The 22,564-nt window shown below is 30.2% G+C and carries 17 protein-coding genes and 1 pseudogene; 5 read left to right on the top strand and 13 right to left on the bottom strand.

The features are described 5' to 3' along the window. Positions 1-16 precede the first annotated feature (16 nt). The 3 genes and pseudogenes from trbC to DK405_RS09050 all read left to right on the top strand — a co-directional run bounded on the left by trbC (position 17) and on the right by DK405_RS09050 (position 3,274). On the top strand, positions 17-400 hold the full coding sequence (gene trbC / locus DK405_RS09060; protein ID WP_064612721.1) for a type-F conjugative transfer system pilin assembly protein TrbC: 384 nt from the start codon (positions 17-19) through the stop codon (positions 398-400). Beyond that, complete coding sequence (traN, locus tag DK405_RS09055) at positions 397-2,088, top strand: conjugal transfer protein TraN (RefSeq protein WP_064612722.1); 1,692 nt, start codon at positions 397-399, stop codon at positions 2,086-2,088. The genes trbC and traN overlap by 4 nt, the downstream gene beginning before the upstream one ends. Positions 2,089-2,313: 225 nt before the next feature. Further along, a pseudogene (locus tag DK405_RS09050) lies at positions 2,314-3,274 on the top strand (IS110 family RNA-guided transposase). Between the two features lie 138 nt (positions 3,275-3,412). Here DK405_RS09050 and DK405_RS09045 read toward each other — a convergent pair. The 6 genes from DK405_RS09045 to DK405_RS09015 form a co-directional block, all read right to left on the bottom strand. After that, entirely contained in the window at positions 3,413-4,018 is a 606-nt protein-coding gene (locus DK405_RS09045; RefSeq protein ID WP_109510684.1) for an HD domain-containing protein, read from the bottom strand. Between the two features lie 41 nt (positions 4,019-4,059). After that, positions 4,060-4,554, bottom strand: coding sequence for an ATP-binding protein (locus tag DK405_RS09040; protein WP_109510556.1), 495 nt, complete (start codon positions 4,552-4,554; stop codon positions 4,060-4,062). Positions 4,555-4,572: 18 nt separating this feature from the next. Then, positions 4,573-5,505, bottom strand: coding sequence for a sensor histidine kinase (locus DK405_RS14420; protein WP_231967758.1), 933 nt, complete (start codon positions 5,503-5,505; stop codon positions 4,573-4,575). Positions 5,506-5,521: 16 nt separating this feature from the next. Continuing rightward, positions 5,522-6,100, bottom strand: coding sequence for a sensor histidine kinase (locus DK405_RS09025; RefSeq protein ID WP_231967756.1), 579 nt, complete (start codon positions 6,098-6,100; stop codon positions 5,522-5,524). A 129-nt stretch (positions 6,101-6,229) separates the two neighbouring features. After that, on the bottom strand, positions 6,230-6,931 hold the full coding sequence (locus DK405_RS09020) for a sensor histidine kinase (RefSeq protein ID WP_109455820.1): 702 nt from the start codon (positions 6,929-6,931) through the stop codon (positions 6,230-6,232). A 64-nt stretch (positions 6,932-6,995) separates the two neighbouring features. Further along, positions 6,996-7,274, bottom strand: coding sequence for a hypothetical protein (locus DK405_RS09015; RefSeq protein WP_045915136.1), 279 nt, complete (start codon positions 7,272-7,274; stop codon positions 6,996-6,998). Between the two features lie 366 nt (positions 7,275-7,640). Here DK405_RS09015 and DK405_RS09010 point away from each other — a divergent pair, with 366 nt between their 5' ends. Then, on the top strand, positions 7,641-8,450 hold the full coding sequence (locus DK405_RS09010) for a DNA adenine methylase (protein ID WP_045913603.1): 810 nt from the start codon (positions 7,641-7,643) through the stop codon (positions 8,448-8,450). A gap of 3 nt (positions 8,451-8,453) precedes the next feature. Here the strand turns inward: DK405_RS09010 and DK405_RS09005 are convergent, their stop codons facing one another. From DK405_RS09005 to DK405_RS08970, 7 genes are all read right to left on the bottom strand, one after another. After that, positions 8,454-8,960 carry a hypothetical protein gene (locus DK405_RS09005; protein WP_064613122.1) on the bottom strand — a complete coding sequence of 169 codons (507 nt, stop codon included), beginning with the start codon at positions 8,958-8,960 and terminating at the stop codon, positions 8,454-8,456. A gap of 46 nt (positions 8,961-9,006) precedes the next feature. After that, entirely contained in the window at positions 9,007-9,651 is a 645-nt protein-coding gene (locus tag DK405_RS09000) for an ankyrin repeat domain-containing protein (protein ID WP_064612746.1), read from the bottom strand. 34 nt (positions 9,652-9,685) lie between these two features. Further along, positions 9,686-10,261, bottom strand: coding sequence for an HD domain-containing protein (locus tag DK405_RS08995; RefSeq protein WP_064613076.1), 576 nt, complete (start codon positions 10,259-10,261; stop codon positions 9,686-9,688). 234 nt (positions 10,262-10,495) lie between these two features. Beyond that, positions 10,496-11,932 carry a replicative DNA helicase gene (locus DK405_RS08990; protein WP_109510683.1) on the bottom strand — a complete coding sequence of 479 codons (1,437 nt, stop codon included), beginning with the start codon at positions 11,930-11,932 and terminating at the stop codon, positions 10,496-10,498. Between the two features lie 8 nt (positions 11,933-11,940). Next, positions 11,941-13,659, bottom strand: coding sequence for a DnaA N-terminal domain-containing protein (locus DK405_RS08985; RefSeq protein WP_064612779.1), 1,719 nt, complete (start codon positions 13,657-13,659; stop codon positions 11,941-11,943). 109 nt (positions 13,660-13,768) lie between these two features. After that, the gene (locus tag DK405_RS08980; RefSeq protein ID WP_081420591.1) at positions 13,769-14,647 is read right to left on the bottom strand and encodes a hypothetical protein; all 879 of its coding nucleotides are present in this window, start codon (positions 14,645-14,647) and stop codon (positions 13,769-13,771) included. A gap of 845 nt (positions 14,648-15,492) precedes the next feature. Further along, positions 15,493-17,520: an Rne/Rng family ribonuclease gene (locus DK405_RS08970; protein ID WP_045912394.1), complete on the bottom strand. Its 2,028-nt coding sequence runs from the start codon at positions 17,518-17,520 to the stop codon at positions 15,493-15,495. Between the two features lie 770 nt (positions 17,521-18,290). Between DK405_RS08970 and DK405_RS08965 the strand changes: the two genes are divergently transcribed. Then, complete coding sequence (locus tag DK405_RS08965) at positions 18,291-22,553, top strand: nucleotidyltransferase family protein (protein ID WP_045912395.1); 4,263 nt, start codon at positions 18,291-18,293, stop codon at positions 22,551-22,553. Positions 22,554-22,564: the final 11 nt, after the last annotated feature.

Raw genomic sequence — 22,564 nt, 5'->3', positions numbered from 1 at the left:
AAGCTTGGAGAGGAATATGGTTATACGAGTAATGATGTTGATGGTTTTATTATTTGTTAATAATGCTAATGCTTTTTTTTTGGACAAGCAAAAAACTTTTATTTTTGTCTCATTTTCAATGAGTGATGAGGCTTTAAAAAGCTATTTTGCTGAATCTCAAAAGGCTGGAGCTCAATTGATTATGCGTGGGTTAATTAATAACTCATTTACACAAACAAAGAATAAAACTATGGAGCTTGGTATTAGCTTCGATATAGATCCTAGCTTGTTTGAACAATATAAAATTGATGTTGTACCAGTAATAGTAATAGATGATAAAAAAAGAGGATTAACCAAGAAATTAACTGGCCATATTCCTTTAGCAATAGCAATAGAAATTATGAATGAGAATACTCAATGAGATTATTATCTATATTAACTTTAATAACGCTCAATATTAGCTGTTGTTTAGCTTCAATGCAAAGCAGTTATAATGAAGCTAGCAACTATAATGTAAATCTTGGAAATTCTTCAAATACACAAGAATTATTTCATCAAGGTAGTAATGTCAATTATCCTAATAATGATGAGGATTTAACCTATCATGGCCGTAATCAGCTTGGTACAGAAAGTGGAGCAATGTTATTTCAAGCTGAAAACAGTAAAAACAATGCCTTAACTCAACATAATATCAACGATCAAAATTATATGATAGCTAATTCAATGAGAATTGAATCTGATCCTTTAAGTACCCTTGATAGCAGTAACTTCGTAACTCAGACAAGTACAACTAATACTGAAATTATTCAAAGTTGTACTGAAGGCAGTAAGTTCAATATTGAACTTACTCGAGAATTAAACGTTGAGTGCAGATTAGAGAATGTATGGCTTCCATGGCAAACCCGGCAAATGGAATTTGCAACAGAAGAAATAAAGGAGAATCATAGTAATTGGCTTAATAGTCGTAGCGATGTCTATGATGATGAATCAGGTGCGCAAATATACTGCCTAGCAGATGATCCCGAAGCAATTGTAAAACAAATGAAATTGGCTATTGCTAATAGGCTTGGTGTATCTATACATCATATTGGTAGAAATTTTTTATTACATGAAATAAATGAAATATGTACACTTCGCTATGACTACAGAGATAAGACTCAAGAACTAAGGGAAGTAGCAGAATATTGGAAAGTTTTAAACCCTGAACTTGAGCAATTAACAGAAAGTAACGAATGCTATGAGGTCAATAGAATCAACTATGATGGTGGTGATAGAGTATTTTTTGACAAGTTTAAAGTCAATCGTCCATATTGGAAACAAAAGATTGTTTTTTCTTGTACTAGCGATCCAAAAGATGGTTGCAAACACCTTAAAATTCAAAATTGCGAATTAAAAAATAGCACTTGCCAAAAATCAGTAGCAAATATTTGTTTACTATGGCAGCACGATTACAGCTGTTCAACTGAGAAGCAAACAATGCTACACTCATCGTTGCGTAATAACTCGATCTTTTGTTTAGGAGGTAATTGTAACACTCCGACTATTATACCAAACAGGGATATAGCTAAAGTAGCTCATCTAGCAATGCTAAATCAGATGAGCAAGGACATTAAAACAAATCCCGTTTCTGTATTTTCAGGAAAACATCGCAAATGCAAAAAAGATATATTTAGTTTTTTGAATTGCTGTTCTTCAATGACTGGCTGGGGGCGTGATATAGGCTTATCGCAATGTAAATCTAAGGAACAAGAATTAGCTCTATATAGAAAAAAAGGTTACTGCTACTATATTGGAACCTACTGTTCTTCAAGAATTCCGATATTAGGTATTTGCTTAGCCAGAAAGTCTACTTATTGCTGCTTTCAGTCGAAACTTGCTAGAATTTTTCAGGAAGAAGCAAGAAAACAGCTAAAAATAGACTTTGGAACACCTGAATGTCCAAATTGTAGAGGCCTTACTGTTAAGGAATTACAAAAAGTTGATTTCACTAAAATCAATATGGATGAACTATTTGGCGATATACTCACTAAGGCTCAAAACAGCATGAACAAAGACATTATTGCAGGCATCAAAGATAAAGTTCATCGTATGCAACAAAGCCGTCATTAAATACTATAGCTAGTTCCTTGTATGATAAAAATAAGTGAAATTGCAATAAAATAAAAGATTATAGCAATAGCACAAAAGAAAGCTAGTATACAGTAGTGTTCCTAAGGCTAATAGCCTGAATTTTAGATAAGTAACTAGCTTTTTTAACTAAAAACCGGACGGTATTCTTAGGCAAAAAAGCCTGTATTTACAAGGTTGGTTTTGAGATATTTAACATAAAATTTGGTGATTATGAATAGTATAATTGTAGGGATTGGTATTTCTAAAGAGACATTTGATGCAGATGTGTTAATTAATAATAAAGTTCAAACAAGAAAATTTAACAATAATTCTGAAAGGTTTAACAAATTAGTAACATGGTTAAAAAGCAGTGGAACTGGACATGTTTGTATGGAAGCAACAGGTATCTACTGGAAAAATTTAGCGAAATATCTGTACGATTATGGTTATAAAGTGAGCGTAGTAAATCCTGTCCGTATTAAAGGTTTTGCAATGAGTAAACTTAGTCGTACAAAAACAGATAAAGCAGACAGTGTATTAATAGCAGATTTTTGCAAAGCAATGAAACCGGAAGCATGGTATCCACAGCCTCTTTATATTCAAGAACTACAGCAGCTAGTTAATCGCCTGAATGTTTTAATTAAGCATAAAACACAAGAAACAAATAGATTAGAAGGAGCTTCTAAAGCAATTGCTAATAATATTCAAATGCATATTGAATTTCTTGAAACGCAAATTAAAGAAATTGAACAACTAATCAATGACCATATTAAAAATAACACAGATCTTCATAATAAGGCTTGAGTCAATACCAGGCATAGGAGCAAAAACACAGGCTGTAGTTCTTGCTTTTTTAGCAGATATTGAGAAATTTAGTTCTGCTAAACAAGTTGTAGCTTTTGTAGGTCTTAATCCTAAGCATCGTCAATCTGGCAGTTCCGTGCGGGGTGCTAGTAGAATCTCTAGAACTGGTAATTCAGATCTACGTAAGTCTTTTTATATGCCTGCTATGTCTGCCTTAAGACATAATTGTATTATCAAGCAATTTTCTCAACGTTTGTCTGATACTGGCAAACCCAAAATGCTTATCCTTATTGCCGCTATGCGTAAGTTATTACATATCATTTATGGTGTTTTAAAGCATAATTCTCCTTTTAATCCTAATGTTTTAATCAATCAGAAATAATAATTTTATAAAAACTTACATCTTTTTTATAAAATTATTATTTCTTTTCTTGATTCTTATCACGGTATCTATAGACAATGTTATTAGATTTTAATTTCTGCAATTCACTACATTAACCACCTATTAAACTTTAGTTTATTAGGTAGTATAAAGCTCACAGTATTTATTTAGCTCTATAGCAATTTCTGGTAATTTAAGATATTCAGCAAGAGGTATAAATTCTTGCTGCGTTTCTAGTATGATTTCTTGTCTTCTTTTGGCTGGCTTTATGAATATAGTTTTAATATTATCCAATCGGTCCAATAGTTTGATTAGTAATAGCTCTACTTTATCTTGATTCACTAATGTTTGAATCATTTTCATGGAACTGGTTTTCTTACCACCTCTGTTTCTTGTAAGAGCTAGAACTTGCTCGGCAATGTTATCATTAAATTCCATTGCTATCTTTTCTTTAGTTAGTTTTGTGTCTTCGATGGTATCATGTAGTATTGCTGTAATAATCGTATCTGTTTCAAAGCTGTAGTCTGATATCATATAAGCTACTTCTAATGGATGTGTGTAGTATAGTTCTCCTGTATCTCTCTTTTGCTGACCATGATATTTTTGGGCATAAAATATTGCTTTTTCAACTTTATCAAGATCAATGTGTTTATCAAGATCAATGCGTTTATTAAAACTATGATTAATCAAGTCCAGCTTATCAAGTAGTTTATTGATATGTTCACAATTTAAAAATGCCAACATTATTTCCTCCATCCCCATTAATAATTCTAATTTTCAGTTTCTCAGCGAACTTCGATAGGTATACTACACGTGAAAGCTGTATACTTGTCTTGCTGACTTTTTAGTTTAATTTTTCCAGTTATATCATGTATAAAACGTTTAACGAGTTGTAATTCAGATTCTAGTACTGCATAGCTTTTGATATGTAAGTTTCTGAGCTCATTATTTATCTTTTTTACTTTTTCAGCTGAAATTCCAATTCCGTTATCAAAAACAATTAATTGTAATATTCTATAATTTGTCTTTTGATTTGCAGAAGGCAGCAAATCAACTTCAACGCTAATTTCTCTGCATTGACTATTAGTAGCATTGCCAATTAATAGTATTAGTACTGCCTGTATTTGAAAACTATTTACAATGATTAAATCTTTTATATCATTTTTGAAGTTGCAGCTAAGATTTATTCCTTTATTTTCTGTGAATGGCTTCAGTGCTCTAATAGTATTATTTACTTTTGCTTGAATACCAAAATCTCCAGATTTTATAGTATGACTCATAAAATGCTTCCATATCTTTTAATTAAGTTGTACTGGTATATCGCAAGTAATAGCTGTGCACTTATTTGCCTCGCTCTTTATCTCTAATTTTCCACTTAGTTTGTTAACAATGTAATTTGTAAATCCTAGACTCGAGTCTAATATTTCTGGATCTCTAATTGAATGCAAATCAGTAAATTTTGCATTTATTTCTTGTAGTTTTTCTTGTGAAATACCTTTTCCGTTATCACGTACTATGAATCTTAATATTCTGTCTTTTTCATTTACCTTTCGATACGGCGAAGTAAATAACCTAACTATAACATCAACCTGACAGCTTTTATTAACTCTAATAGCTCCACTTATTAATTGACTAAGTATAGTTTGCAATAGACAACTATCTCCAATAACAATGTCATTTATGTTGTCCTGAACATTGTAACTGAGCGATATTTCTCTATCTTCAGCAATTTCTTTCAGCGAACTAATTGTATCCTTCAATAGTTTTTGTATGCTAAATTTTTTTAAATGTACGTTTTGAAGCTCAATTTGGTCTCTAAGTGAGTAAACCATACTGTTACAGCACTCTTGTAGGTTAGCAACACAATTAAGTATTCTTGTTAAGCTAGTAGTTTTATATTCATCTTCTTTGAAATCATTTTGCCCACATAGTAGATCATCTGCTAGATGTCTGATTTTAGCAGTAGCAAGATCAAACATATATTTAATTTTTTGAATCAAATCTATACAATATTGCTTCATTGATTCAGCTTCCTCTAGATAATCTTCCGCTTGTTGTAGCTTTATTTTCATTCCAATATATTTATCTGCATTCATATTTTCGGTACGAAGATAAATATTTCTTTCCTTAGCTGTAGATACTAATTTGGCTGAAATAGGTGGTAGATGAATTGTCCAGACATCTTGAGAAATGTCTTTTGTTTTATTGATATTCTTTTTTTTATTTTTCATAATATTCTCCATTTGACTAATGTTGTGAATTTAAATTACTAATTTGTATTGGAATGCTAACTAAAAACTTTGTATAATGCCCTTCTTTACTGTCTATCTTAATGCTTCCTTTCATTTCATATGTAAGATGTTTGATAAGTTCTAACCCTGAATCTAATGCTTGATGCTTAATTAAGTGTGGTTTTTTTAATTCAGAGTTCATCTCTTGTAATTTGTTTTTTGAAATGCCAGCTCCTATGCTATGCACTACAAATTGCAATATTCTATCTTTTGAATTCGATTGTTCATTTTTAGGAGGCAAAAAATCAATGCTAACTCTAACTTTGCTATTTGTACTATGCATAATAGCACTACCAACTAACTGAGTGAGTACAGCTCTTATTCGAAACCTATCTCCAGTAATAATATCGTATATGTCATTTCCTATTTTTTCCCTTAGCTCTATATTTTCATCTTCAGCAATTAATCTGATTGCTGCAATAGTACCATTTAGCATTTTTCGTAGGCTAAATTTTGCTAGTTCTACATTCGTTGATTTTATGGTTTTTCTAAATACACAAATTTTATCATTTAGATCATTATTGTTATTTTCCACATTATTCTCCTATGGTGAAGTTTATTAACTTTGTTTTTTTAGAAATTTAAAATAGCAAGCTTAGCTAACAATTAGCTAAGCTGACTGGTATATCACATATGGCTTCCGTTTGCATAGTTGCATCCTAATTTAGGTATATAATTGAATTGGCACTTCAAACGAAGAAGATATGTAGTTACTTCCTTGATCTATTTTGAGATTTCCTTTCATTTGATGTGTAAGCTGTTTTATAAACACCAACCCTTGTCCTAGCTCTTGATGTTTTGTTAAATTCGAATTGCTTAGTTCAGAATTCATCTTTTGCAATTTTTCTTTCTGAATGCTAGGGCCTATGCTGTGTACTACAAATTGTAATATTTTATCTTTTGAATCTGTTTTTCCATCTTTAGAAGGTAACAAATGAACACAAATATTAATCGTTGTACCTTTAGTACCATATATAATGGCACTTCCAACTAACTGGCTTAGTACAGCTCTTATTCGTAAACTATCTCCAATAATACTGTCTTTTATATTAGCCTGAAAATTGCTTTTTAGATCTATTCTATCATCTTCAACAATTGCTTTTAGTCTAGCGACAGTATCCTTTACAAACGTTTGTAGGCTAAAATTTTCTAGTTCTACATTCTTTGATTCTATGTTTTTTCTAAATACACAAATTTTATCATTTAGATGATTTATTAGTTCATCAAGTGAGCCTAACGTATCTGTTATTTTTGCTATTGCATCTTGCTTATATCCTACTAGTTCTACTATATTCCGCTTTGTTTTATTGCAGTTATTTACTATATGCCTAATATATTGAATCAAATATATATTGTTATTTTCCATATTATTCTCCTATGGTTAAGTTTATTAACTTTGTTTTTTTAGAAATTTAAAATAGCAAGCTTAGCTAACTGTTAGCTAAGCTGATTGGTATATGACATATGGCTTCCCTTAATGTTGATTTTTTATTTTCTATTATTTCGGACTGAAGTGTTCTAACATCTTCTGACTCACTTTTGAGCTGTTTGAATACATCTATTATATTTAAGTTTAGTGTTTTAATTTGATGTGTAAGTTTTAAAAGCTCTTTATCACCAGCTGCTAGATGTCTTAGTAACAGTTTTGACTGTATATTTTTATTAAATATACTTTTATTTTTCTGTTGACCTTCGTTTCCAATAGACATAAAATTCCCCTACTGTTTTTATATAAAAAATGGTCGCTGAAGATTAAAGTTAAAAGTTAAACCCTTTATTGTATTTAATCTTCAGCTTAGTATCATCAAAGTTCTAAAACCTAGATAATATAAGGTATAGAGTAGCATTATATTTTTTACCAGTCTATTAAAATCTTTTAATTTACAGGCTAAATTTTTGCATAATAATCCAATGTTGATGCGAAATTATCACATTCCTTGCTTATGGTTATAATAAATCTTATTCAAAAAGGATGCATAAAAAGCCTTGTAAGCGTTATTATTACTAGCACTACGAGCTGTTTTCTGGTATAATCTCAATAGAGATTCAACTAACAGAAATTAATTAAACTTCATGTGTCAGTAGCTGTTGCTAATAAGTCTAAGCCTTTTCTTCATTGGATTGGTAGTAAACGAAGAATTGTTAATAAATTAATAGAACATCTTCCTCAAGGTCCACACTATAATTACTATGAACCATTTCTTGGTGGAGGTGCTTTATTTTTTCAAGTTAGGCATCTTTTTAAACAATGTTTTTTGTCTGACATCAATCTTGATTTAATTACTAGCTATAATGCTGTTAAAAATAATCCTAATGAGGTCAATAGATTACTGAGTTTATATCACAAACATCATTCGAAGGATTATTATTATAAAGTTAAAAACAAATATAGTAATAATCCGAATGAAATTACCGCAAAATTTATATATCTTAATAAATATTCTTTTAGAGGAATTTATAGAGTCTACAAAAATGGACAATCTGCTCAAACATTTTCTGGTGAATGCTACATTAAACTCCATATTGCATCTAGAATAAACCAATGCAGCAGCCTTCTACATGGTGTATCAATTTATGCTACAGATTTTTCATTTATAGAGCCTCAACAAAATGACTTTGTTTATTTTGATCCTCCTTATCATAAATCTGGAGAACGGTTCTATACTAGACTTCCATTTGATGAAAAAGATCAAATTAGATTACGGGATTTTGTCAAAGAATTAACAAATAAAGGTGTTAAGATTATGATCTCAAATAATAATACTGCCTTTATTAGAGACTTATACAAAGATTTTAATATCAATACCGTTACAGTTGTATACTCAATCAATGAACAACGCAATCCTGTTAATGAGCTAATCATTACTAACTATAAAACTTGCTAGTTATTAAATGTGAACCCGCAATCCAAATCGTATATGAATAGGAAGTGGTCTATAGTTAGCAATTGTGCTACATTCAATGTCTAAATATATATCTCTTAATAAGTTTATTGTTGTACCAACTCCCAAGTCTATACCAGTACCGCTATCACTATTGAAAGCTGATACTAGGCCACCTGTAACAAAAATTGATGCTTTGTTACCTTCAATTATATTGTAATAATAATTTCCTTGAATAAAGTTATCTCTACAGTTGTGATGACACATAAATCCTAATCTTACATCCATTCTGTGCCGATCTAATCTATAACCAATTCCAGCTTCTAATGTATCGTAGCTAGTAGCAATACCAGTTGAAAATTTTATATAGAATTGTTGTGAAGTATCAATACCACCTTTAGAGGCATTGAAGTTTACATTATTATTCGCTGTACATATCGATGGTGAAGATAATACAACGAATGCTAATATAACAGCATAACCCGGTTGTAAAAGTAATTTCAAAACATTCATATTAACTTCTCTTTTTAATATTAACATATTAGCTATCTGTTGAAACCTAATACCATGGGACCCATTGTTCCGTTAGAAAGTTGAATATATCTGCATTACCGCTTTTAGCAGCATAATCTATAGTAGTCATGCCGTTATCATCTTTTGCATCAATATCTGCTCCATAATCAATCAAAAGCTGTATAATATCTATGATTTTATTACGAACAGCAATATGTAGTAGCGTTTCTCCTTCATCATATTTTTTATTAATACCAGTAGAATTATGTTTTAGCATAATTGCTAAAGGTTCTACACATTTGCATTTAGCAGCATCGGATAAAGGTGTATTACCTTGATTATTCTCGATATTTACATCAGCATTATATTTTAGCAGTAATGCTATATGATCATTGCAATAGGTAGGATATTTTTCGAAAAATTCATAATATACTTGAATTGTTTCAACAACAAGATGTAAAGCAGTGTGCCCATCATTATCTTGTGCGTTTACGTTAGCTTCATTGTTCAACAAAATCTTAGCAATAGGTAGATTCTTATATTTCAAAGCAACAGATAAAGCAGTAGTGCCATCTTTATATTTTGAATTGACAAGTGTAATATCCTTATTAATAAGCTGCTTCACTTTTTTAATATCACCATCTTGAATAGCGCTATGTAAGGTATACTTAGTCTTAGATTTTAATATCATATATTTAATCCTTTCATTCTCAATTATTTACTCATTAGCTAGCATGAAGTTTACAATATTCGCTTAAGCGTTCTCCGATCTCTGGTAGTTTAAGGTATTCAGCAAGAGCTATAAATTCTTGCTGAGTTTCAAATATTATTTCTTGCCTTTTGTGAGGAGGTTTGATGAATATAGTTGTAATATTATGGAATCTATCAAAAAGCTTGATCAGTAATAGTTCTGTTTTATTTTGGCTGCGTAATATTTGTATCATTTCCATAGCACTGATTTTCTTATTATCCCTAACTCTGGTAAGGTCTGAAACCTGTTCTGCAATATTAGCGCCAAATTCGTACCTTATTCTTTCTTTAGTTAGTTTTGTGTCTTCAAGTGTATCATGTAGTATTGCAGTAATAATTGTATCTGTTTCAGAGCTGTAGTCTGATACCATGTACGCTACTTTCAATGGATGTGTGTAGTAGAGTTCTCCAGTATCTCTCTTTTGCTGACCATGATATTTTTTAGCATATTTTATTGCTCTTTCAACTTTATCAAGATCAATTTTGGTGTTAAATCTTATGTTGGTTCTGAACAGCTTATTTATTAAGCTCTCACTATAAAAATCTATCATTGGCCACCTCCAAATGGTTATTAATAAATTATACCATAATTTAAACTTTTTGTATACTCCAATCCCAGATAAAAACTGGAAAAGAGGCAAATTAAATTATAAATTTTTTGAATTCAGTTATCACGATGCCAAAAACCAATCTTGAGTTACATATCTCTGGTGTTAATGAGTAAAATTTTGCTGTAATTTTTTTTGAATAAGCATTTTTTCATCTTATGCATAATCTAGCGTTTATTAACATTGCTGAGAGTTTTTAACAATATTGCCAAATTTAGAATACCTACTATTATAGTACAACTTCACTGTACCAACTGGACCATTACGGTGTTTAGCAACAATTATTTCAGCAGTGTTATAACATTTATTTTGTTTTGTAACCCATTCTGTGTATTCTGGAGTACCTGGATCTGGTTCTGATCTAGACAAGTAATATTCGTCCCGATATATAAGCATTACAATATCAGCATCTTGTTCAATGGAGCCTGATTCTCGTAGATCTGATAGTAGAGGCTTTTTATCTGACCTTTGTTCTACAGCTCTAGATAATTGAGATAATGCAATGACTGGAATATTGAGCTCTTTAGCAAGAGCTTTTAAGCTCTGAGTAATTTCAGAAATCTCCTGTACTCGATTATACTGACTTCCTCTGTTATCAATTTTTATTAGCTGTAAATAATCAATAAATAATATTGCTAAATTATGAGTACGTTTAAGTCTACGAGCTCGAGATCTAATTGCAGATATCGAGATTGCTGGAGCATCATCTATAAAAAAATTCCACTTTTGTATTTCATTTTGTACAGTCTTCAACTTATCAACATCTTGTTCATCTATTTTACCGTTAAATAATGCAGAGCTATTAATTTCTGATTCTATAGAAAGAATTCGAGTAGAGATTTGCTGAGATGACATTTCTAAAGAAAAGAATCCAACTGATGGCACTACATTATCTTTAGTATTTTTTTTAGTAAGAAAATATTTACAAGCATTTATTGCTAAGTTAACTCCTAAAGCAGTTTTACCCATTGATGGTCTGCCAGCTAATATTATTAGGTCAGAATTTTTAAATCCTCCAAGCTTTGAATCAAGGTCAAGTAGTCCACTACTAATACCGTTAATAGAGTTTTTATTTTTAATAGCAGATGAAATTGATGTCCATGATTCTTCAATTGAAGTTTGTAATTTTGTAAATCCTTTACTTAAAGTTCCTCTTGCACCTAGATCATATAATTGAGATTCAGCAGTTTCGATCTGAGTTATAGCTAAATCTGCTAAAGTAGAAGAATATGCATTTGTTACTATTTTTTCTCCAATTTCAATTAAATAACGCCGCAGCGCAAGGTCATATACTATTTTGCCGTACTCATTAACATTAACTATACTTAATGCTAAAGTTGTAAGTTTAGCTAGATAATCCACTCCACCTATTTCATCAAATGTGAGTTCATTGCCTAGCATATTTTTGAGCGAAATTACAGTAGCGCTAATTCCTTTACTAATAATGAGATTAATTGACTTGTATATTTTGCCATGTAATGGTTCATAAAAATGTTCTGGCAGTAAAAATTCGTTAATGTTATATAGCGCACGATTGTTAATCAGAATTGCTCCAAGTATCATTTGCTCTGCTTGAATATTATTTGGAGCAATCTTTGCAAGATCTTTTTCCATATCACTCTTTAAATTTTATTAAAATTACTAAACTTAACTAACTCGAAAGAAAATCCCTGAGCTTTAAAAGAGGACTCAAGATCTTTCAGATAGTTCTCTCTGATGTAACTATCTTCAAATTCTGTTTTTGCTTTGATGAATATTTTTTTGTTAACACTATCTTCATTTATAACTTCTAATTTGCTAAACCATGATTTATCGATAGCTTGACCATAACATGTAACTAAAGATTCTCGTACTTTGTACCAAACTGAGTTGGAGCCTAGCTCTTTACTAAGTTCTGAAAGGTGATCTTCATCACTTATTTGTTGCTGTAAAACTGTTGTTTTTTGATACTCAGTTATGCTATTGGTAACTTGTTTTGATTCGTCAAATGGTATAACTTGTAACTGCTCAATATCGTTGCCATACACAGCTTGTACCTCCTGTAGTATCTTGAATTTAATATGATCTGACAGTGTAATATTCTTAATCAACTTGATGTAATATTTGTTTTTAACCGCTGCTCCAAAATCACAAGATGTCAAAATTTGATAAGCCATATCTGCTTCAAAGACTCCAGCTATTTTACGCTTCAACTGAGCCTTCATACTACGATCTGTACTAGATTCAATGTTTGCTAGATACTGTTCTTTAAATCTTCCTACATCATTAAATCCAAAATTTCCGCTATTAGCCTGCTCAGTAGTTAGTAATTCATTTGCTAACGCTTTTGCCATATAGTTTAGCACTGCTGTCTTATTTGCAAAATGACGGTTTGGATATTTATTTGATAACTTCAACAGTAATTGATTTATGAAGTATATGTTGAAGCTTCTACTAGACATACGTTGTAGTATAACTGCATCTTCTGGTGTTAGTGGATAATAATCTGCTAGTCTTTTTCTTTTGGGATAGCATTCATTCTTTTCAACCTCTGAATCTTTAGTAATAGCTGGAGTTGCTAACTCACTATTTTGCTCATAATCCTTGTTTGATGGCTTTTTATTACTAACATCACTAAGCTCATGGAAATTCAAATTCTGTTGTTGCTGTTGATCTTCTTTTTCATTTCCTACTAACTCAATTTCTATAAAATCATCAGATTCCGTATATTTAAACTTTAAATTTTGCTGTTGATCTTCATTTTTATTTTGATCATTCTCTATTAACTTATCTTCAGTAGATCTAGATCTATTATTATTTTTATTATTATTATTATTATATCTATATATGTACCTGAAACTTTTTTCAGGTTCACCTGAAATTTCTTTCAGGTTGGAGCGAAAAATTTTTTGGGTTAGATCAATAATTTTTTCTCCTTTTGTTTCTTTTTCAGTGAAACGCTGAAAATTTTTTAGAAGTTTTATACATGGAACATTACGCAACTTAAAGTTGTTTTTGATTATTGTCCTATTTTCGACTTCAATAAAACCTGCATCTCTTAATTCTACTAAGCATTGCCTAACTCTTCTTTGACCAACATTCAGCTTATCTTCATAAAGCTGATAACTTTCCTGTAATTCATCTATATCTTTGTTGTAATAGATATGTAGTCTATATACTATAAAGGATAAAAGCTGTTTAGATGTTTTACTTAATGCTTTTCCATTATCTCCAGTTAGCTTTCTCCATTCTGGTGGAATGATACTTCCAATAAAGTTATAAAATATTGTGTCATTATTGTTACTATTATTTTTAACAAAATTACAACCATTGGTTAAAATATCGAATACTACAGGTCGCATTTTTCATCTCCAAAAATACAGCTATAGTAGGTGTTTTAGAAAATAATTTTTTTACAAAATTACAGTCAAATTTTTATGCAAAAGGTAGAAAATAGGTAGAAAAAAATTATTATGCCAAACATATATAAATCTTCATACTGATATTATCTGCCTTAGAAGACCAATTTTGCTTATAGGCAGTGTTAATGTTAAAACCTCTATCAGACTTATGTTGCAGTGTAACTACATCTTCTGGTGTTAGTGGGTAAAAGTCTTCTAGCCTGTACCTTTTGAACCATTCTTTTTTACCATTCGAAGACTTGAGAATCTTTGTTATTAGTGATTCAATGTCTTGATTGCAATTTTTAGTTGAAGTCTGTATATCATTTTCAAAATCATCAACATTTTGAAAATTTTGTTCTTCATTTTCATTTTTTTTATTCTCTACTAACTCACCTTCAGTAGATCTAGATATTTTAGATTTTTTTATATATCTATATATGTCCCTGAAAAAAGTTTCAGGTTGACCTGAAATTTCTTTCATGTTGGGACGAAATTTTTTTTCTGGTAAGGCTATATTTTCTTCTTTTCCTTTTTCACTATAGTGCTGAAAATTTTTCAGAATTTTTATGCAAGGTACATTACGTAACTTAACATTGTCTTTAATGATTGTCCTATTTTCAACTTCAATAAAACCTGCATCTCTTAATTCTACTAAGCATTGCCTAACTCTTCTTTGACCAACATTCAGCTTATCCTCATAAAGCTGATAACTTTCCTGTAATTCATCTATATCTTTGTTGTAATAGATATGTAGTCTAAATACTATAAATGATAAAAGCTGTTTAGATGTTTTACTTAATGCTTTTCCATTATCTCCGCTTAGCTTTCTCCATTCTGGTGGAATGATATTTCCAATAAAGTTATAAAATATTGTGTCATTATTGTTACTATTTTTTTTAATAATATTACAACTATTAGTTAAAAAATCGAATACTACAGGTCGCATTTTTCATCTCCAAAAATACAGCTATAGTAGGTGTTTTAGAAAATAATTTTTTTACAAATTACCATCAAATTTTTATGCAAAAGGTTGACAAAAGGTTGACAAAAATCATTATGCCAAACCTATATAAATCTTCATACTTATACTATCTGCCTTAGAAGACCAATTTTACCTATAGCACATCTTTTAATCAATAATATGCCCAAGATTATTAAACTTTATGTCTTGATTTTTCGATGATTGCAACTTTATACGCTCAAGTTTCGTTAACTATGTATTTTCATGCTGTGCACGGTCGTTGTTTCCATCTTGCATTCTTACTTTTCTGCTAACCCTTCGCTTCTCACCAACATTATTGAGTTTCATCACTACTATGGCTAACTTAGCCATCCTTGTACTATCTCCAAAGCCTTATGTTTCACCACTTGTACTTTTTGAATACTTACTTAATTAACTGAGAGTTATAAGGACTTCTCAAGTTGTGTCATTAATCTTTACAAACTCGCTGATGTATGTGTCTCAGGTAGTTGAAAACTTTTGGACTTTCACTAGCTTGACCTTCAATCTTCTTTTGTCTACTATTAGAGCATATCGGCTAGAGCATATCTGCCTCCACTAGAGATTACACCTTTGTGGCTATTATGTTCACCATTTGGTTTCGGCTAGAATGTTTCACTGTCTACGCTTTACTACTGTCGTTGCCTTTAGCAGCATAAGACTCGCTATATGGTGTGCCAGCTTTTCCTTCCATAACTGGACTTTCACCAGTAAGATTATAATGCTCCTTATCTTGACTCACCTATCATATATAGCTGGCTACTGTTATTTGCTATAGTAGGACATCACAATTATGATTTTGTAGTCTCTAGTATACTTGGTTTTGTTCTTCTTTTTATTGGCCTAGTAGGTTGGTTTTTATTATTTGGAGGATTATCTTTTTTATCATTTACTGGTTTAGATATTTGTTGAACTGATTGTTCTGCTGATAAATCTAGGTTATGAGTTTGTTTCCTTGCTCTTCGTTTATTTGATTTTATTGATAATATTTTAGAGCCTGAAATATTAGTGTTAGATATTGCTTGTGAAGCAGGATTTTCTATATTCTCCAATAATTTAGCGCTAGTTACTACTGGCTGTTCTATAAGAGCACTTTTAGTAGTACTTGCAGATAATGTAACTTTTTCTATGGAAAAACTATCTGAAGTAGATTGGAAATCATTATAAAATTTCAACTGTACATTATATTTTTTTTCTATATCAGCTATTTCGGTTCGCTTATTATTTAGAATATATGTAACTGAATGTAAGTGAGCATAAACATTTATAATATTTGATTTAGATGTATGTATTTCATTTTCGATAGTGCGTAATATAATCATAGCATTAGATTCTTCAGCTCTAACTATTCCTTTACCACTGCAATGTGAGCATATAACTGAGTTAGATTCTAAGAAAGATGGTCTTAATCTTTGCCTAGACAGTTGTAATACTCCAAAAGAGTTAATAGAATCAACTTGTATTTTTGCTTTATCTTTAGCAAGATATTTTTTGAAGCTTTTTTCAATTAATTTATGATTCTTAGAATCTGTCATGCAAATAAAGTCTATAGTAATTAGTCCTGATAAGTTTCTTAACTTAATTTGGTGACTAATTTCTTTTGCTGCTTCTAAATTAGTTTTGACAGCTGTTTCTTCGATATTTTGTTCAGAAGTATCTTTGCCAGAGTTTACATCAATTGCGATTAAAGCTTCTGTTGGATTAATAACAATATATCCTCCAGACGGAAGAGTAACTATTGGTTTATATAATGTGGCAAGCTGCTCTTCTAAATTATATTGAGCAAAGATTGGAATTGTAGATTTATGTTCTTTAATTTTATGTACTTCTGATGGCAAAATAGCATTCATAAACTTAACAGCATAATCATAAGCTGCTTTACCTTGTATAATCATTTCTTGCACAGAAATATTATAAATATCAAGAATAGTTTTTCTGATAATATCATTTTCAACGTAAATGAATGCAGGTGGCTTAGCTTGCTTAGCTGTATTGATAATTTCATTCCAGAGCTTTAATAAATAATTAAAATCTTTTTTAATTTCATATGCAGTTCTACGAGAGCCAGCAGTTCTAATAATAACGCTTGATGTCTTTGTTATTTTTGATATTAGATTGCCTACTATTGTTTTTAATTGTTTTCTATCTTCTGAATTTGTAATTCTTCTTGAAATGCCACTATGGTTTGATAAGTTAGGGGTTAGTATACAATATTTACCTGATAAAGAAATATAAGTGGTAAAGGATGCATTTTTATTACCTCTAGATTCCTTAGTTGCTTGAACTAGAACAATCTGCCCGCTGCTAATTACATCTTGAATTTCTTGTTGCTTATGGGGTAGCAAAGATTCTGCAATTTCTTGGCTGTTTTGTTTGCTTACTGGTTCAATTTCATCGTTTTGGACATTTGTAGTATTTTTAAATGCTGTAATTATTTTACTGTCATCAGCATCAGATTCTTCGGTATCGATGTTTTCTTCATTTTGAATATTCTTGCATGATTCTTGCTCCTTAATCTCTTCTGAAGTTATTTCTACTAAAGGCATAGTATCAAATGGCAAGCTGTTAGTAACATTATTATAATAATCTGGGTGTATTTCGCTAAATGGCAAAAAGCCGCTTTTTCCGTTACTGTAATCAATAAATGCAGCTTGCAAAGAAGGTTCGATCTTAGTAATTGTTGCAAGATATATATTCCCCTTGATTAAATGTTTGTTTGCTGTTTCATATTCAATTTCTGCTATACGGCAATTATTATCTATTAAAGCTACTCTAGTTTCATTAGGGTAACTTGCATCTACTAGAATTCGTTTAGTCATCTTTATAAATTCTCCATAAACTCTACTGACTGTTCTATAATTTACAAATTTAACAATTTGAAGTCATGCAGGTTATTATTGTATACTTGTTGTAAGTATGCATAATATAACCTCATTACTTTGATTTTTAGATTTAGCATTTTTATGCAAATATTCAAATTTAAGGTTCGGTATAAAATCTTAATCTTTACTAGTTAAACTATAATAAATTAAATATAGAATAAACCTTATAAACATAATTTTAATTTTATTTATATCTGCAGAATATTATCTAAATAAAGTTATTCAGATATCTTTAAATATTGCCTCATAAAAAATTCTAAAATCGTTTTATTGAACATGAGAAAATTAATTAAATACTTTTATTATAAATCATAACAATCACCATATATAAAACAGTACTTTGCTAATACAATTTAGATAATAGTGATGGATATACTTAAACTTGTTAGTGCTTTATAATCAATTATTTTAGTTCTATAACTTCTATCCTGAAATAACATGACATAGTTATAGATAATTTTATTAGTGTAACTTATACATCAAACTACTGAATTTAGCAATTTAATTGTTTTAATATAATGATAATTTGACAATGATACTAAATCTCAGTGCTTTTCATAAAAAAGTATTGTACTATAATTTTATATAGTTTATTTACGATGGTTTTATATTAGAGGTGGAGGGTTTTATATGCTATGTATGATAAAATATATACAAGGTTATTATTGCAAACCTAATGCAATTATAGCTTAGATGTATATATCGTTATGCAAAAAACTATAGATTTTGCTGTTAAACATTGTATGTATTATGAGCTTTATCCATTAGAGATAGGGCAAATGATTGTAGCTATATATCCAAACTACAATGCATTAATTACATCTATGCTTTACACTACAGTGAATACATCTAACATAGAAACTGTTCAGTTTAGTTTAAAAAATATTGAAGATGGTTTTGGTGCAGAAGTAGTTAAGCGAGTTAGCAATGTTCTTAAATTGCCGTTTAATAACTGTGTAGATGATAAACTAAATCAATATGATCTAAATAAAATAAAAATTATATTATTAGAAATAGGTAAAGAGGAGAAAACAGAAGTAGTACTTGTTCGATTAGCCTATTTATTACACTATATAAGCATATTTAATCGTGTTCCATTAACTGAAGAGCAAATTCAATTTATTGTGCTAGAGATAGTAGAATCTTATTTGCCACTGATAGCAGAACTTGAAATAGATGATATACAGGCAACAGTGCATCAATTTCTCTTGAGCAATTTACCACTCAATGCTACAGAACAAACTGTTACAGACTACCTAAATATTATAAAAAATGTAACGCCTTTAATTTACAACGTAGTTAATAAGATTAACGATAATTTACAGCATGCTGGAATTAGAGCAGAAGTATCAGCGAGAGTTAAATCTTTTTATTCTATTCAGCAAAAAATGGAAAATAAGAATATTAAATTCAATCAATTAGATGATATTATCGCTCTTAGAATTATTGTAGATTCTACTAATGGAGCATTAGCACTCTGTTATAAAGCGTTAAGTCTTATACATAACAGCTATATGTTTTTACCTAATAAGGTTCAAGATTTTATCAAAACTCCAAAAGAAAATGGCTATCAGTCTTTACATACGATAATTCTTGGACCAGCAAATCAGAAGATAGAAGTGCAGATACGTACTAGTGAAATGCATAGAATTGCTCAATCTGGCACTGCTGCTCACTGGAGGTATAAAAGTAATTTTATCAAGGAAAGGAGAATACGCAAGGTAATGCAGAAGCTATATGAATTTAGTAATGGATCACATAATCTTACTCTGACAGTAAGAATATTATCTACTGATAAATTTATAAGTATGACATTGCTTTATTCTATTGATTCAATAGGTGTATTTTTTGCTAAAGAATTACATTTAGATGTTCGTAGTGCTAATTATAATGGTGTTAATATACGTTTTGATTTGTTAATGCAATTTGTACAATGTAATGCAGAAAATCAGCAGTTTGTTATATTTAGGAATCAAGATATTTATTTTAGAGAAACCAGCAAGCCTAGCAATAATGTTATTGCTGATTGTAGTGTAGCAAGAGTTAACATGGAAACTTTTGAAGTGCATATTAACAATACTATTTATTCTTTTGCCAATATGGTCTTAGTAAGCATGAATAATGATTACAATTTGAAAATAGTAAGACAGCCCAAACAACAAAATTATACCGGTATTGAAAATGGAATATTAGCTAATAAGCAGAGTACTACTTTTAGACCAAATACTATAAAGCATGGTATTAATGTAGCAACCATAAGAAATGAAAATGAGATGGTGTTATTAAGAATTATAGATCAGTCTAGAGCTCAGCCAATAACGCTATCACATATTCCATTAGCTAGAATGAATAAAGTTAGTAATACAGTTAATCAAAGCAACAAGGAGGTGTTGTTAAACTCTATATATCAAGTTGTCAAAGTTCAGACGATCGCAATGCAATGTACTACTTTTATAACAAGTGTTACTACAGCAGTATTGTTAGAAACTATAGATGAAGATGAATTGCATAAGATAGAAACAGTTAGTCCTGCTGCTGAGCTGTTAGATACTGAGATGCCTAGGAAGTATGCTAGCGAAGATGATGATGATGGACTATATAGAGGGTTAATTGTTGATGATTTTAAAGATGAAGATGATGAAGAGGATGAGGATTATGAAGATTATGAAGATGAGGAGGATGAGGAGGATGAGGAGGATGAGGAGGATGAGGATTATGAGAATTATGAAGATGATGAATCACTAGAAAATCCTGAAAAAATTGAGCATGATAAATTCCTCTCTGAGTTCGACTTTATAACAAGTACAATGGAACAAATTAGACTAAGTGAAAGTGCAAGCAATAATGCTTTAGCAGCTCAACATCCAAAACATGTTTTAACCATTAGTGTAGAAACTGAAAGGTTAAAGTATAGAAATATGTGTAAAAAATTGTTTGCGGTATTGAGTAAAGGACTGATTATAGAAAATGTATTTGAAGGGATAGTTGATAAGTTTGAAGAAGGGGTTGCTAAAGAATGGATTAGCTCCATTCCTTCACCTACTAACGAAGATGTTTTTTCAATATTTTGCGAAGAAGCAATAAAGCAAAAACACATTCACCTGATGGTGCAGATGCTTGCATGTAATGCTGTAGATCGCAATTTTTTCGAAAAGTTTACAACATATCAAACTACAAATGGGAATACAATTCATTCAATTGCATTTCAATTCATAAACCAAAATATGCATAGAAGATATGATACTGATAATATTAATATTGTTACATTTACTGCATACTTATTGTATGCATACACTCTAAAAGCATCAAATGAGTTGTTTGAAAAGTTTTTGACAGATAAACTGGATGGTAAGATTTCAATTAATGATATGGCACTAACCATTATAGTAAGGAATCCTAAGTATACAGCTGGATTAGCTACTCAGCTATTATGCACATACGCTATTAAAGGATCATATAACTCGTTTGTTCAAGCTATGAATCAGGAATTTAATGCTAATAATAATAATAATTGTACAATAAGGACTGTAATACTAGAATATGTAAAAATTGAAAAAAACCTCTGGCCTGTAACTTTTATCTGCAAGCAATTAGAAAATGCTGGTAAACATGAGTTATGTTATAGGATTATAACTTATACAACTGAATATCCTGACACTTTTCTTTCTGTAACATTGAAATGCATAACAGATAGTGTTAAAGATGGAAAAGATAGTTCTGAAATGATGGAATGTATTCTTGCAATGATTTCTGTTGCTAAATCACATGTAATTGACTTGATTGATAAGTTAATAAACGAAAAACTTGATCATGAAAACACGGTTTTTTCAATTGTGTTGAAATATATAAAAGAGCAGAAAAATTACCAGCCTGTTGATATTATATGGGAAGCATTAAAACATAACTCACAAAAAATGATTCCATTGGCACAAAGATATGATTTGATTGAGCTGATGTTTGATATATTACGTGAAATTAAAAGGCACGATATTGCAGATGAAGTATATAATAAGCTAATAAATCAGAAAATGCTAAATGATAGAACTATTTTTTCTGAAACATCTCAAGCACTTAAGGAAAGTTCAAGTATAATTGATTCGTATTTAAGAAAAATTCAAGAAAAAATAGAAGATTGTGAAAAAGATAAGAAATACATAATACATGAATCAAATGCAGATGATTTAACTCAGCTAATATCATTGTGTAGTACAGCCTGTAAAGTATTTTTTACAAAAAGTGAAGTATTGGCTAAATTAATATTTCATGCATTAATGAGCAATGATTTTGATGAGATAGTACATCGTAAAATTGGAAAAAATGTAGAATTATTTGAAAATATATTACGCCTAACCAATACTTTTAAAGTGGCTGGAGCTATTAAAGTTGAAAAAACTACAGAATTAGCTGAGAACCTAAGAAAAAAAATGATTGATGTGTTAATTAACTGTAAAAATATAAGTGAAGAAACATTTAGTAAGTTGCTGTGCTTTAAAGATGAGAGTAATAAACCATTCATATTGACGAGAACAGATAATAGTGAAATCGTAGGTATACTAAAGAATAGGAATATGGATGATCAGAAAACATTTGTGAATATTTTTGGAACTCAAAAGCTAGGCGATTATATACGATGGCTTTCATGTGGTGATAAGAAGGTGTATGACATGTTATTATTAGATATAGGCAATGTTGATGATAACACTGAGATTAAGTTTGATGATCAGTTTGCTGCTGCAAGAAATTTGGCTACATATATAATAAAGCAAGCATTATATGATAATACTCCATCTGAAAGCAATAAATGCAATACAGAATCAAGAGATGATATATATTTATACCCACATACATCAGGCATGATATCTGAAAGAGAACTCAGTGCTATGAAATATATAGATGATACACCCTGTGAGAGTTCTCTAGAGAATTCAGATGATGGTGATGATGAAGTTAGCTTTACTGGTTGTAGTTGACAAATTTTATT

Origin of the sequence: Orientia tsutsugamushi (assembly GCF_900327275.1) — a bacterium.
Classification (GTDB): Bacteria; Pseudomonadota; Alphaproteobacteria; order Rickettsiales; family Rickettsiaceae; genus Orientia; species Orientia tsutsugamushi.
This window is presented reverse-complemented; position numbering and strand designations above follow the sequence as displayed.

What these genes read in the sequence shown, in the direction of transcription:
- trbC (WP_064612721.1), top strand. Translation starts at nt 17, where the DNA reads ATGGTTATACGAGTAATGATGTTGATGGTTTTATTATTTGTTAATAAT.
- traN (WP_064612722.1), top strand. Translation starts at nt 397, where the DNA reads ATGAGATTATTATCTATATTAACTTTAATAACGCTCAATATTAGCTGT.
- DK405_RS09045 (WP_109510684.1), bottom strand. Translation starts at nt 4,018, where the DNA reads ATGTTGGCATTTTTAAATTGTGAACATATCAATAAACTACTTGATAAG.
- DK405_RS09040 (WP_109510556.1), bottom strand. Translation starts at nt 4,554, where the DNA reads ATGAGTCATACTATAAAATCTGGAGATTTTGGTATTCAAGCAAAAGTA.
- DK405_RS14420 (WP_231967758.1), bottom strand. Translation starts at nt 5,505, where the DNA reads ATGAAAAATAAAAAAAAGAATATCAATAAAACAAAAGACATTTCTCAA.
- DK405_RS09020 (WP_109455820.1), bottom strand. Translation starts at nt 6,931, where the DNA reads ATGGAAAATAACAATATATATTTGATTCAATATATTAGGCATATAGTA.
- DK405_RS09015 (WP_045915136.1), bottom strand. Translation starts at nt 7,274, where the DNA reads ATGTCTATTGGAAACGAAGGTCAACAGAAAAATAAAAGTATATTTAAT.
- DK405_RS09005 (WP_064613122.1), bottom strand. Translation starts at nt 8,960, where the DNA reads ATGAATGTTTTGAAATTACTTTTACAACCGGGTTATGCTGTTATATTA.
- DK405_RS09000 (WP_064612746.1), bottom strand. Translation starts at nt 9,651, where the DNA reads ATGATATTAAAATCTAAGACTAAGTATACCTTACATAGCGCTATTCAA.
- DK405_RS08995 (WP_064613076.1), bottom strand. Translation starts at nt 10,261, where the DNA reads ATGATAGATTTTTATAGTGAGAGCTTAATAAATAAGCTGTTCAGAACC.
- DK405_RS08990 (WP_109510683.1), bottom strand. Translation starts at nt 11,932, where the DNA reads ATGGAAAAAGATCTTGCAAAGATTGCTCCAAATAATATTCAAGCAGAG.
- DK405_RS08985 (WP_064612779.1), bottom strand. Translation starts at nt 13,659, where the DNA reads ATGCGACCTGTAGTATTCGATATTTTAACCAATGGTTGTAATTTTGTT.
- DK405_RS08980 (WP_081420591.1), bottom strand. Translation starts at nt 14,647, where the DNA reads ATGCGACCTGTAGTATTCGATTTTTTAACTAATAGTTGTAATATTATT.
- DK405_RS08970 (WP_045912394.1), bottom strand. Translation starts at nt 17,520, where the DNA reads ATGACTAAACGAATTCTAGTAGATGCAAGTTACCCTAATGAAACTAGA.
- DK405_RS08965 (WP_045912395.1), top strand. Translation starts at nt 18,291, where the DNA reads ATGCAAAAAACTATAGATTTTGCTGTTAAACATTGTATGTATTATGAG.